This is a genomic window from Sulfitobacter sp. (assembly GCF_036961165.1).
Classification (GTDB): Bacteria; Pseudomonadota; Alphaproteobacteria; order Rhodobacterales; family Rhodobacteraceae; genus Sulfitobacter.
The window spans coordinates 1-12,243 of record NZ_JBALVJ010000088.1 but is presented as its reverse complement, the minus strand read 5'-3'; the positions used below and the strand labels follow the sequence as shown (position 1 = coordinate 12,243).

At 54.3% G+C, this 12,243-nt stretch carries 10 protein-coding genes, 1 tRNA gene and 1 pseudogene; 6 read left to right on the top strand and 6 right to left on the bottom strand.

The features are described 5' to 3' along the window. Nucleotides 1-367: 367 nt before the first annotated feature. Together V7730_RS20040 and V7730_RS20035 are read left to right on the top strand one after the other, a co-directional pair. Nucleotides 368-958: a helix-turn-helix transcriptional regulator gene (locus V7730_RS20040; protein WP_335749345.1), complete on the top strand. Its 591-nt coding sequence runs from the start codon at nt 368-370 to the stop codon at nt 956-958. A gap of 183 nt (nt 959-1,141) precedes the next feature. Beyond that, nucleotides 1,142-1,387 carry a hypothetical protein gene (locus V7730_RS20035; protein WP_335749344.1) on the top strand — a complete coding sequence of 82 codons (246 nt, stop codon included), beginning with the start codon at nt 1,142-1,144 and terminating at the stop codon, nt 1,385-1,387. Between the two features lie 140 nt (nt 1,388-1,527). Here the strand turns inward: V7730_RS20035 and V7730_RS20030 are convergent, their stop codons facing one another. The 5 genes from V7730_RS20030 to V7730_RS20010 form a co-directional block, all read right to left on the bottom strand. After that, the gene (locus V7730_RS20030; RefSeq protein WP_335749343.1) at nt 1,528-2,769 is read right to left on the bottom strand and encodes an ABC transporter permease; all 1,242 of its coding nucleotides are present in this window, start codon (nt 2,767-2,769) and stop codon (nt 1,528-1,530) included. Then, nucleotides 2,766-3,509 (bottom strand): ABC transporter ATP-binding protein, encoded by a 744-nt coding sequence (locus V7730_RS20025; protein ID WP_335749342.1) that lies wholly within the window; start codon nt 3,507-3,509, stop codon nt 2,766-2,768. Before V7730_RS20025 ends, V7730_RS20030 begins: the two co-directional genes overlap by 4 nt. 4 nt (nt 3,510-3,513) lie before the next feature. After that, nucleotides 3,514-4,869, bottom strand: coding sequence for an efflux RND transporter periplasmic adaptor subunit (locus V7730_RS20020; RefSeq protein ID WP_335749341.1), 1,356 nt, complete (start codon nt 4,867-4,869; stop codon nt 3,514-3,516). Between the two features lie 696 nt (nt 4,870-5,565). Continuing rightward, nucleotides 5,566-5,640, bottom strand: a tRNA-Asn gene (locus V7730_RS20015). A 69-nt stretch (nt 5,641-5,709) separates the two neighbouring features. Further along, on the bottom strand, nt 5,710-6,630 hold the full coding sequence (locus tag V7730_RS20010; protein WP_335749340.1) for an MBL fold metallo-hydrolase: 921 nt from the start codon (nt 6,628-6,630) through the stop codon (nt 5,710-5,712). 44 nt (nt 6,631-6,674) lie between these two features. Between V7730_RS20010 and V7730_RS20005 the strand changes: the two genes are divergently transcribed. Continuing rightward, a complete protein-coding gene (locus V7730_RS20005) occupies nt 6,675-7,994 on the top strand; it encodes an ATP-binding protein (RefSeq protein WP_335749339.1) in 1,320 nt (439 codons plus the stop codon). A gap of 569 nt (nt 7,995-8,563) precedes the next feature. On the opposite strand, the gene V7730_RS20000 is transcribed toward V7730_RS20005, so the two are convergent. Continuing rightward, nucleotides 8,564-9,535, bottom strand: a complete 972-nt coding sequence (locus V7730_RS20000) for a LysR substrate-binding domain-containing protein (protein WP_335749338.1) — start codon at nt 9,533-9,535, stop codon at nt 8,564-8,566. Between the two features lie 74 nt (nt 9,536-9,609). On the opposite strand from V7730_RS20000, the gene V7730_RS19995 reads away from it, so the two are divergent. The 3 genes and pseudogenes from V7730_RS19995 to V7730_RS19985 all read left to right on the top strand — a co-directional run. Beyond that, nucleotides 9,610-10,494 (top strand): DMT family transporter, encoded by an 885-nt coding sequence (locus V7730_RS19995; RefSeq protein ID WP_335749337.1) that lies wholly within the window; start codon nt 9,610-9,612, stop codon nt 10,492-10,494. Nucleotides 10,495-10,638: 144 nt separating this feature from the next. Then, complete coding sequence (locus V7730_RS19990) at nt 10,639-10,773, top strand: hypothetical protein (RefSeq protein WP_335749336.1); 135 nt, start codon at nt 10,639-10,641, stop codon at nt 10,771-10,773. An 18-nt stretch (nt 10,774-10,791) separates the two neighbouring features. After that, a pseudogene (locus tag V7730_RS19985) lies at nt 10,792-11,844 on the top strand (oxidoreductase); the annotation flags it as partial. Nucleotides 11,845-12,243: the final 399 nt, after the last annotated feature.

Sequence of the window (12,243 nt, the reverse complement as noted above, 5' to 3'; positions counted from 1 at the left end):
TTCTCAGTGACAATTTATGGGGCTACCGGGTCAGCTCTCAGTGACATTCAACAGAAACCGGACTTTCGCTGCGCTGAGGTCGAAAGGCCGCAATGTGGATAGAGAAACTATGCAATCGAACCTTGCTGCGGGTTCGAAGTTCCTCGCCCGTCTTCTTCATTGGCCCAGTAAGGATACAGAACGAATGGCAGCGTTATGAGGATTCGAGCCCGTGGCAATGCGTTCGGTTGCGCTTCACCGATCCCATCAGCCCATGCAAAGCTTCGCAGCTATCTCGATCCATGCTATGCTTCGGGTGACCGAGGTTAGTTATACCCGCTTCAGTTGATACAATAGTACTCAAATACACTGAACCCGGGGGGGGACCATGCAGAATTCAGGTAGCCGTTTTGTTGGGCCGTTGATGGTGAAGAACGAGTTAACTACGATAATAGGTCTTTTACCTAGCGGTGCGCTCGCAAACATTGGGCCGTCAAATTGTAAAGAAGTTACGGTCAATTGGCCGCAATTTCTCGAAGGAATTTCGCTTGGAAACAAATCCATTGGGAGCAAACTTCGTGACTACATTTCCGCCTGCCAGAGAGCATCCGAAGCAGAGCGGTTGCCAAGGCCGAGAAGCTTCGACATCGGGAACAAGTGGTATCTACACATTGACGCAGTCTATCTGCCGCGTGAATTACAATCACTGCTGGCGGGAACGAAACTGATGCTGATCATCCGAAAGACTCGACGGTCGTCGAAAATTGCAGCCGCACAATTAGAGCGCGAATATGACTTGACCAAATGCGAGGCGCGTGTGGCGTATGCTCTAGCGCAAGGTACCAGTTTGCAGGACACATCCAGCAAGCTAAACGTGTCGATTTGGACTGCAAAAAGCCATTTAAAATCAATATTTCAAAAGACAGGAACTAACCGACAGGCCGAGTTAGTTTCGATGGTGAATCACACGTTGGGGTGAGTGGTACACGACAATTGCACCACCAAACCACCGGCGGTGCCTTCGCCTCTTGGCTCAAGAACTCAGCTAAGTCTCGCTCGTTCGAGGGATGAGTTCCCCAAATTTCCTCCTCAAACGGGCGATGCGCAGTTAGCAGTTGTCGCTATAAAGGGACTCCTCGGAAACTCAATTAAAGAGGTTATCATGAAAATTTTCCCAACACTCGCAGTCATCTCATTTATGACCATCGCAGGAACAGCAAATGCAGGCGTTGACTGCAGCTCCTTGGTACCCGGTGCCAAGAACCTGGGCGACGTCCAACAATTTCTAAAGGATAATGGCTTCAATAACCTGAACCAGTTTATTCGGGAAGTCGCTCCGGGGGTTAAAACTGGTGAATACACCCAGGCTATCCTTGCCGCCTGCGGCGTCGGGAGCGAAGCACCCTGATCGTTGTATCTGAATGAAAGACAAAGGCCCTTTCCCCAAGGCAAGGGCCTTTTTGATGGTCGAGCATCTTTCAAGCTTTGTACCCTAGAATTACTTACCGTACGTCTTCGCAATCAACCTGAGCTTTAGCGACGCTTCGGTCAATCGGCCCGCAAACAGCTGATTGGATCTTCCGAAGAAGCGCGCATCGCCGGATAAAAGCCAAAGAACAGACCGACCCCGGCCGCAGACAGAACGGCAAGAAACATCATTTGCATCGATATGAAAACCGGCCACTGGGCGAAATGGGAAATCGCGAGAGCTGTGCCGACCCCCAGCATCAGTCCCAGCACACCACCAGCGACGCATAGGACCAATGCTTCGATCAGAAATTGAAACAGGATATGGCGACGCGTTGCGCCCATCGCGACGCGGATACCGATCTCGCGGCGGCGCTCCGCCACCGAAACCAGCATGATATTCATTATGCTGATGCCCCCCACAAGTAAAGAAATCGACGCGATCGTGGCAAGCAACCATGTGAATGTATTTGCCGATTCACTTTGCGCGTCCAATCCAACAGTGGGTTCCGATATGGTGAACGGGTCCGGTTTGCTGCCGATGACGCCGTGCCTTTGCCGCAGCAGGGAAGTGATTTCTCGGATCACCAGGTCCACATCATCGTGACTGGCGGCCTTGGCGATCAAATAATCGACCGAATTCCTGTTGATCTGGTTGGCACGCCCTATAATTCGCTGCCGCATCGTGCCGATTGGAACGATGACCACGTCGTCCTGATCCTGAATTGCGCCCCATGGCCCCTTGGGTGCCAACGTTCCAATGACCAAAAGATGCGAATGCCCGACCCTGATCTTTTTGCCAATTGCATCACCCGCTTCGCCAAATAGCCCTTCAGCGACCGTCCGGCCCAGAAGGGCTACCTTCTCCGCATGTAGCTCTTCTTGCGCAGAGAACATGCGCCCCGCGTCGATTTCCCATTCACGCACAGCGAAATAGGCGCTGCTAGTGCCCTGGACCCGCGTCCACAAATTGCGACTTCCCACAATGACCTGTGCGGGCATGCGCAAAGATGGTGCCGCTGCGGTGACACCTACGACCTCGTTCGTAATAGCTGCGGCATCCTCTTGCAGAACAGCGGTTTTGGACGTGTCCTTTTGTGTAATTCCCGACTCGCGCGAGCCTCTTGGCAGGATCATGATAACATTTGCACCCATAGATTCGATTTGTGTATCGATCTTGATTCTGGCTCCATTGCCGATAGAGACCATAGTGACAACTGAGGCGACCCCGATGATGATCCCAAGTGCGGTCAGTACGGCGCGCAGTGGGCTCGAGCGCAAGGAGCGTTTTGCAATCCGCCAAGAGTCGCTGGACATAGTCATGATTTATTCATCCGGGCGAAATCGGTAGTATGCCGGAATAAGTATTTGCCAGGTTCGGCAGGAGTGTCTGCCCCTTTTGCTAAGCGTCCATCCATGAGCGCGATTATCCGGTCCGCGCCAGAGGCTATGCGTTGATCATGCGTCACCAGGACAACCGAAGTGTTGCCTTGCGCCAACGCCCGCAGGATCTCCATGACAGCATCCCCGGTTTTGCTATCGAGGGCACCCGTGGGTTCATCCGCCAAGATCAGCGCGGGAGCGGATACAATGGCTCGCGCGATCGCGACACGTTGCTGCTCGCCACCCGACAACTGAGCAGGCCAGTGGTTCAGGCGGTTTTCCAGGCCCACTTGCGCCAGCGCCATCCGCGCACGTTCAAGTCGTTCTCGCGGTTTAACGCCTGCATAGATGAGCGGCACCTCGACGTTCTCAACAGCGGTAAGTCTCTGGAGGAGGTTGTAAGCTTGGAAAACAAAACCGATGCGACGGCCCCGTAATCTGGCCCGGTCGCTCGGGCTAAGGGTCGACACATCTCGGCCCTCAAAAATGATGCTCCCCTTGCTGGGAGTATCGAGAAGCCCGAACAAGTTCATCAAAGTGGATTTTCCCGATCCAGATGGCCCCATGATCGCTATCATCTTGCCCAAGGCGATATCGATACTTATTTTATCGAGCGCCAGCACGGCGCCGGCGCCGGATCTGTAGTAATGCGAAACAGAATGTGCTGATATTAATGTCAAAGTGTCACCATGCGATCCCAAGCTTATCCAGCAGAGACACGCCCTCGGCTTTCCTCTCAATTGCGCCAACGACAACCCTGTCACCCTGTATCAGATCAGTACCCGTGATCTCGATATGGGACGTATTCCGGATGCCAAGGTAAGCTGTGATCGCCTTCGGCTCCTCACCTTTCATTAGCAGCCAGATTGCAGCGCTGTCGTCCTTTTCGCCGGTGCGCGCCACGGGCGGTATTAGCCTGCTATCTCGGTAGTTCACCGCAGCCATCGGGACGTTCAACACTGGTTCGCTTTCGGTGACGACGATTTCCACCCCCGCTGTCATACCGGGAAACAACGAAAGGTCAGCATTGTTGGCACTTATGACAACAGTATATGTAACAACATTCTGGATGATTTCGGGTGACATGCGCACTTGGATGACCTTCCCCTCATAGACACGGGACGGATGCGCATCGACGGTAAAATTGACCCTTTGCTTTACTTTTATACGTCCGATATCGGTCTCATCAATGCTTGCATGTAACTCCATTAGAGTGAGATCGAGAGCAATGGTCAAAAGGATCGGAGTCTCAAGGCTTGCAGCTACGGTTTGTCCTGCTGATACAGTTTTGTTGATGACGACCCCGCTGATCGGTGCCTTGATATCAGTCCGCTCCAGTTCGACCTTTCTAAGCGAGAGTGTGGCCTCTGCTAAAGGCACGCTTGCATTCTGGCTCGCTAGCGCCGCCTCTTGCCGCGCAACATCGGCCTTAGCTGCGGCAACCTTGGTGGCATGGGTCGACAGAAGCACCTCCGCTTCCCTCAGGGCGGCGGCGCTGATGTCTATTTCGGTTTCCAGAGTTTCGCCTTCCGAGATTGGAACAAGCTTTTGCTTTGAAAGTACGCGGTTTCGGTCCAATTTTAATTGTGCCCCCTTGAGCCTCGCGAAGGCCTGATCTTGGCGAGCCTGGTAAACGGCACGGCTGGCGATCGTCTCATCTAATTCGGCATGCGCACGTTCCAACTCGGCCTGCTTAACCGCGACGCCTGCTTTGGCAATTTTCAAAGTGGCGTCCGCTTCAGATTTCAAGGCTTCAAAGCTTTGTCGGTCGAGTGTCAGCAAAGTCTGCCCTTTTTCCACGCGATCATTGAAGTCAACTAATACGCTTGAAATACGCCCTGATATCTCAGGACCTACATCAACTGTGCTAACCGCTTTCAATGTACCGGTGGCCGTGACCAGATCAATCAACTCATCTTTAGAGACCTCTGTTGTGATCCAAGTTGTTTGCAGTTCATCTAATCTGAAGTATTCTGACCAAAACGCTGCACCGCCCAGTCCCAGTATCGATAATAATATTATGATCTTGGAGCTAGTCATCTACAGATCCCTAATAACGAGGCCACAGTGTAGAATGCTAAAACAAAATGACAATTTTTGCAACTTTGAGTCACTTTCGGAACGGATAGAGGCCACTTCCCAGTTTGATATAGGGCCACTGTTGGTTGCAAACGATAGCGCCGTTGATCTTAAACCCGAGGTGACCAAGGTAGAAGCATGATTTTTGTCTGACTTAAGCGGATGTGAGACCAATTTGAAGGTTTGCACAATGGAGCCAGTTGCCCCAAAATCATAGATTGTTTTCGTGCCGATGTTAGGATTTCGACGTGGCTTCCAGCTCGGAGCTGGGATCCGGCCTTCGCCTCGACTCTCCCCTCGCTCAAAAGGACGGCAGCATTGAGCACGAGGCGCTCAGAGCCGCCGTTCGCTGCAATATCAACGAATGTCTCCTGTGGGCCGTTCGTGCGACTTTGCAAAGTGCGCTATCTGCGCAAAGCTGCCGTCGGTGCAAGACGCAGCGAAGGTCCGCTATCTGCCCATGTGGTTGAGAGGAAATAGTCAGCGTTCCCCGTCAGTCAGGGTATCTCATATTTTCAGTGCAGCTGATAAAAAATGCAACTCACACATCAGATGATCTCTTCCAGCAAGACTGACTACTATACGACTACTGTGAAAAACCTTATGCCAAAGAACCTTTGTCCATTTCAGGCAAGTGCATGAAATATTAAGGTAAAATGGCTCCGACGGTAGGGATCGAACCTACGACCAATTGATTAACAGTCAACTGCTCTACCGCTGAGCTACGTCGGAACGGTCCGCACCGTATAGCGGTGGTATTTTGGCGCGTCCAGAGGGTTTCGCGGAGATTTATGAAAAAATTTACACCGGCTCGTTGAGAGTAAAAATGGCGCTTTCATTTAGGGCTTCTGAGTGGGTGACGAGGCCACGACCATTGAGGTCAATTAGATGGGCCAGCACGTTGCGTACGGCTGCTCCGAGCAGAGCTGCTGGGGTGTCGGTATATATGATCCGGGCAAGGGAGGGGGCGGAGGAGGGACCTTTTGAAAGCAACGCTAGAATCGCCGTCTCGCGTTTGCGTCTATGGCCCACTAACCAATCGAGCCGCGCATTTGGCTCTTCGACCGGTGCGCCATGTCCTGGATAGAACACCTGCCAGTCACGGGCTTGCAGGCGCGCACAGGAGTGCATGAAGTCGGTGAGATCACCGTCGGGCGGAGATACCAATGAAGAGGCCCAGCCCATCACATGGTCGGCGGTAAAGCAGGCATCACCCCAGCCAAGGCTGATATGATTGCCAATGTGGCCTGGGGTGTGGATGACATCCAGTTTCCAACCGGTTCCGGTAATGATGTCACCATCTGCGACTGTCTGATTGGGAGAGAAGGCTGCATCAATTCCTTCACCACCGCCCACGGTGCCCGCATCGGCCAGTTGCTGCATCACTGTCGAGCGTCCGGCATCCGCCGTGCCAAAGGCAAGTATGGGCGCACCTGTTCGGTCTGACAGCGCTGCCGCCAGTGGCGAATGGTCCATATGGGTATGGGTTACAATGATGTGACTGACGTGTTGATCCGGACCAACTGCCTGCAAAATCGCAGATAAATGCGGCGCGCTATCGGGCCCCGGATCAATCACGGCAAGCGCGGTTTCGCCAAGCAAATAAGTATTCGTCCCACGATAGGTCATGGGCGAAGAGTTGGGGGCCACGATGCGTCGCAGGCCTGGAGCAAGTGTTTGGGCCACCCCAACGGGCGGGTTGAAGTCATCTGGTGGCAGCATGGTTTGGCCTTTCACTCGGGGGATTGTCCGCTTAGGTTTAGCTTATGTCATTCGACTTGCTCAAACACTATATGCCGCGGGGCATTTACGGGCGTGCAGCCTTGATCCTGCTACTGCCGGTGGTTTTCTTACAGCTTGTGGTCACGGTGATCTTTGCGCAGCGGCACTTCGAGGGTGTCACGCACCAGATGAGTGATACAGTCTTGCGTGAACTGGCGCTTGTGCTTCAAGTTGCGGATGCGGCGCCGAACGCAATCGAAGCGGTACGCGATGTCGATACACAGTTAACTCCGCTAGAGTATGGCATCATGCCTGCGACAGTGACGACACCGCAAAATGCTCGGCTCTGGTATGACTATTCCGGCAGGGTGCTGACGCAGCGGCTCTCGGAACGGCTCGACGGGTTCGTGGCGGTTGATCTGGTCGAGAGTGGCTTGGTCAAGCTTTATGTAGATAGCCCTCAGGGTCTCTTGCGGATTGACTTTGATCGCAGGCGGATCTCGGCGGCCAATCCGCACCAGCTGTTTGTCTATACCATTGCTTTCGGGGTGGTGATGACCTTGATCGCGAGCATCTACCTGCGCAACCAGCTGCGCCCGATCAAGCGGTTGGCACGGGCGGCAGAGGCATTCGGACGGGGACGCCACATCCCCTATACGCCGGCAGGCGCCGTCGAGATGCGTGCGGCTGGCAACGCCTTCGTCAACATGCGTAACCGGATCGAGCGCCATATTGAGCAGCGGACCCTGATGCTTTCAGGGGTCAGCCACGACCTGCGCACGCCGTTGACACGTCTGCGTTTGGGCCTTGCGATGCTGGATGAGGATGATGCCGCGTCGCTGCTCCGCGATGTGGACGATATGCAAGGTATGCTGGACGAGTTCTTAAGCTTTGCCAAAGGGGCCGCTGAGGGAGAGCCGACAAAGGTCGATCCGATCGCGATGGTTGCTGATATCGTGGAGGGTGCACAGCGTGCGGGGCGTGATGTGACTTTGATGGCACGTGACGGCGCGGGGCAGGGGACTGTCCGGCTGCGCGAGATTGCCATGCGCCGAGCGGTAGATAACCTGATCTCGAACGCGGTGCGATATGGCACACGGGCCGAAGTGTCTGTCATGCTGAGCGAAAAGTCCCTGCGCATCCGGGTGGAGGACGACGGCCCCGGTATTCCCGAGGACCAGCGAGAGCAAGCCACGCGCCCGTTTACCCGTCTTGATCCGTCTAGAAATCAGGACAATGGTGGTGGCGTGGGTCTGGGTCTTGCGATTGCGGTTGATGTGGCGCGCAGCCATGGTGGCGTGCTGCGCATGGGCGCGTCAGAGCGTCTGGGCGGATTGCGGGCTGACATCGTGATTGCGCGCTGATCTCCAGAACGCGGCAGGAGAGCGGACCATCTAGACTTAATCCACTGCTATCAAAGCCCGACATACGCCTGATTTCTTAGACGGATTTGTCGTTTTTTACCGCTAGGGCAGGTAGCGATTTGCGCCACAACGAGCTTGCATGACGTGCCGCGGGTTTAGGCGGTGGGAGATTTGGTAGGATCGCCAGTCGTGGAAAAGACAGCGATTCTTCTACATGAATAGGATGCAATATGGGTTGCTGTGTGAAGGAAAAGCATTTCAAATTTCGGATCGACCAAGACGCTTTGGGGTGCTTGCAGCCAAACGTTAGTATTGGTGCAAAACATGTTCTTTGGCTATTACTAGCCGATACGCGACTTGGGGTCGCCACTGCGCTGACTGGTGCGCTTTTCTGAAAGACCGAACGCCATATCTTTGACGAAGCTACAGAATGATGTGAAAACCTTGGTTCCAAAATTTGAGCGCTGAGCGAGTTGATTTGAGGGCCGTACTTCAAGGAAGGGGGCGCAATGGGTTATGCGCAATGCTTCTATCATTTGAGTGGCCTCAGCTACCGGAAACTCAACCGGTTATTGAATGGCAGATTTCGTTTGGTTTGTTTCGCCCGTGACCCAAGAAATGAAATCGCGCACTTCCGGCTTTTCAATCGCTGCCGTCGTTGCTGTGAGATCATAGCCAATATCAGTTTCGACCTTCGCAAGAAGCGGGCGCACCAACAATCCTGAAGAAACGAAATCCTGCATGACAGGTAAGCTGCCCAGCACGACACCCTGACCGGCGATAGCAGCCTGAACGGCGAGACTGTAATCCCTGAATTTAATACCCCGGCTGCTGTCGATATGCCCGGCCCCTAGCCGCCCAAGCCAAGGCTCCCAGCCCATCCACGCCCGCGTCGCCTGGGCCCAATCAAGATCCGCTAAGTCCCAGTGAATAAGGGGAACCCGATCAAGGTCTTCTAAAGACCGGATCGCGCCCTCACCTTGGGTTAGGGAGGGGGCGCAAAAAGCGCAAAGAGTCTCATCAAACAATCGCTGCGCAACCAAACCATCCTCAGGTTTGGAGCCGAACCGGATGGCCACATCCGCAGCGCCCCTGTGGAGATCGACGAGGGCTAGCGAGGAGTCGATGAGTACATCAACCTCAGGGAACGCGCCGCGAAAACGATCCAATCGGGGAACAAGCCATGCCGTGGCGAATGACGGCTCTGCGGAAATGATCAGCCTTTTTCGATCGTCATGCGTCCTTATCTGCGCAACACCCCGAGCGATCTGGTCAAAGCCCTCCCCAATGTCTTTTAACCCTGCATGACCAGCTGCCGTTAGACGCAAGCCACTTCCATCCCGCTCTATAAGCGGCGTGATTAGCGCACTCTCCAACTTCCGCACGAGCTGTTTTACCGCCGAGGGGGTGACGCGCAGTTCTTCTGCAGCCCGAACAAAGCTCAGGTGGCGGGCTGTCGCCTCAAAGGCTCGCAGCGCATTAAGGGAGGGTAACCAGTCAGACATAAAGAAAAGATAATCTAACTTTAGGGGGGAGATCAAATGATTTGAGATAAGGGCTATTACAATTGATAGTGACGCAAAATCTAACCCTATAGAAATGGAAGATGCGGTTCATGGTAGACAAACAAGCACAGCTTCTGGCTACGTTGATTGTCGTCCTTGCTGGCGCTATTTGGGGTTTTTACTGGATACCCGTAAGGGCGCTGTCCGGGTTTGGTTTGACGGGTGCTTGGGGGACGCTGGCAATCACCGCCGCTGCCGCAATGTTGCTCTCTCCCGTGGCATATCAAAGACGGCAACAGCTTTCACAGGCCAACCCTGTTGCACTGGCGTCGCTTGCTTTGGGCGGTGCTGCTTTTGCTCTTTATTCAATCGGTTTTGTTTATGGCCGCGTGGCCATCATCATCCTTCTCTACTTTCTCACGCCGGTCTGGAGCACGCTTATTGGCCATTACGTCATGGGCTGGCCCATCTCGCGCCTGCGATTGGCGGCAATTCTGTTGGGCTTGGCGGGGCTTTCTGTCATGCTCGGCGCGGAAGGCGAGCTTCCCTTGCCGCGCGGAGTGGGGGAATGGATGGCGCTGGCGGCTGGCATTCTGTGGTCGATAGGCACAACAGGCATGCGCGCTAAATCAGATCTGACACCAGGCCCCTCCGCATTCATCTTTGCCGTTGGCGCGGCAATCACCGCGTTGATCCTCGCGCCGGTCTTCGGCCCACTGCCCAGCGGTATCGGCGATATCGCAAAACCGTTGGGCTGGGCTTTGGCAACTGGTGGTTTGTGGTGGAGCATCTCCATCGCCAGTCTGATGTGGGCGACGGTTCGGCTTGAGCCTGCGCGCGTCGGGCTATTGTTAATGTCAGAGGTCGTCGTGGGTGCCGCCTCTGCCGCATTGATCGCCGCTGAGCGACTCTCTCCACTGGAGCTTGTTGGCGGCGCGCTAGTGCTCTGTGCAGGTGTTCTCGAAATTTGGCCTGCGGGCCGACGCTGCCCATAAACTGCGATAAGCGCATGATCAGGGGGCTATTTTAGTGCAGATCGAAGAATGACAGGATTGGCGCCCAACTCTGCCGTGATGTTTTGCCCTACATGTTTGTGTGGTAATGCTAATAATCGTTGAAATTAAAGAGGAGCCAGCCGCATGCAAAATAATGAAACTCTGTTTCAACCAGTCGAACTGCCTTGCGGCGTGGTATTGAAAAACCGGATTGTGAAATCCGCGATGTCGGACTCCTTAGGTGATGGCACTGGTCATCCGACCCCTGAGCAAAACTGACTCTATCAGCGTTGGGCGCAAGGCGGGTTGGCCCTGTCGATAATTGGCGAGGTGCAGCCCACACCCCATTACGCCGAAAAGCCGGGCAATCTGGTGCTCAGCGCTGATTCCGTTCTGTCAAAGTTTCGCGAACTTGCCGAGCATGGCGCGCAAAACGGCGCGCAGCTTTGGCTTCAAATCGGTCACGCCGGGGCGCTTGCTTATGCACCCATCAGCAACCCCAAGGGACCAAGCGCGCTTGATCTGCCATGCCTTCGGTGTGCAGAAATGACGCCGGATGAGATCACGCAAGTTCCTTTAACCTTTGCCAAGACTGCCAAACTGGCACAGCAGGCCGGGTTCAGCGTTGTGCAAATTCATGCGGCCCATGGGTTTTTACTTAGCCAATTCCTGTCGCCCTTATTCAACAAACGCAGCGACGGCTATGGCGGCGCATCCGCCAATCGCATGAAGCTGCTGCTTGAATCCATCGATGCCACACGTGCAGCGGTCGGCCCTGATTTTCCAATTGCGGTAAAGCTCAATTCATCAGACCAGCTGATCGGTGGGCTTGGCGAAGACGACGCGCTCCAAGTGGTGGCCGCGCTCGACAAATCATCGGTGGATCTGATCGACATCAGCGGCGGCACGTATTTCCCTGGTGCTAAATCTGCTTCTGATAGCGCTGGACGTGGACCCTATTTCCTCGAATTTGCAAAACGCGCCCGAACGGTGACAACGAAGCCCCTGATGCTGACCGGCGGCTTCAAGACGCGCGCGCAGGCCGAAGAGGCCGTGACGAGCGGCGCCGTTGATGTGGTTGGCCTCGCTCGGGCACTTGCGCTTGAGCCAAGCCTTCCCAATCTCTGGATGGAAAACCAGACGCCAGAGCCTGCATTTCCTAGGTTTCCGAATGCGCCCGAGGGAGGGATCACTGCGTGGTACACGATGCGCCTGACTGAAATCGGTGCTGACAAAGAGACAGCTGATGTTCGCGACCTTGAGCGAGCCATCCGCGATTATGAAGCGCGGGATAATATGCGCGCTGAAATCTGGTCTCTTTTTTTTAACGGCGAAAATGATTTGGGTTGAACGGCGAAACGCCCCTATCTTGCTTGCCCGTATCCTAGTCATGCGGGCAAGCATAAAAACTGGGTTATCAATGAACGCTCTCTTTTTCAGGAACCGCCGTTCGATGGAGGCCAAGCTTACCGGTTGTCGACTAAGTCGGTGCGCACTCCCAAATCAGGACATGTATTGTGCAAAGCCCGCTTCCTGCGCACTACTTTCAAGCTGCCACCTGCTATTCGGAACGATTGATGGAAAAGTCACGGTGTCAAAACTAGGCAAGGACATGATAGCCATCTAGGCCTCACCGGACACCATCTTAATGACCGTGAGAGGCATACTTACCTATCTTAATTAATTGAGCGTAGATTTGAAGTGGTCCTGCTTTTTAGGACAGTTTTGCGGCTTGGCTAAGATGCATCT

Bases quoted from the DNA above. Each gene is read 5' to 3' on its own strand.
- V7730_RS20040 (WP_335749345.1), top strand. From the start codon at position 368: ATGCAGAATTCAGGTAGCCGTTTTGTTGGGCCGTTGATGGTGAAGAAC.
- V7730_RS20035 (WP_335749344.1), top strand. From the start codon at position 1,142: ATGAAAATTTTCCCAACACTCGCAGTCATCTCATTTATGACCATCGCA.
- V7730_RS20030 (WP_335749343.1), bottom strand. From the start codon at position 2,769: ATGACTATGTCCAGCGACTCTTGGCGGATTGCAAAACGCTCCTTGCGC.
- V7730_RS20020 (WP_335749341.1), bottom strand. From the start codon at position 4,869: ATGACTAGCTCCAAGATCATAATATTATTATCGATACTGGGACTGGGC.
- V7730_RS20010 (WP_335749340.1), bottom strand. From the start codon at position 6,630: ATGCTGCCACCAGATGACTTCAACCCGCCCGTTGGGGTGGCCCAAACA.
- V7730_RS20005 (WP_335749339.1), top strand. From the start codon at position 6,675: ATGTCATTCGACTTGCTCAAACACTATATGCCGCGGGGCATTTACGGG.
- V7730_RS19995 (WP_335749337.1), top strand. From the start codon at position 9,610: ATGGTAGACAAACAAGCACAGCTTCTGGCTACGTTGATTGTCGTCCTT.
- V7730_RS19990 (WP_335749336.1), top strand. From the start codon at position 10,639: ATGCAAAATAATGAAACTCTGTTTCAACCAGTCGAACTGCCTTGCGGC.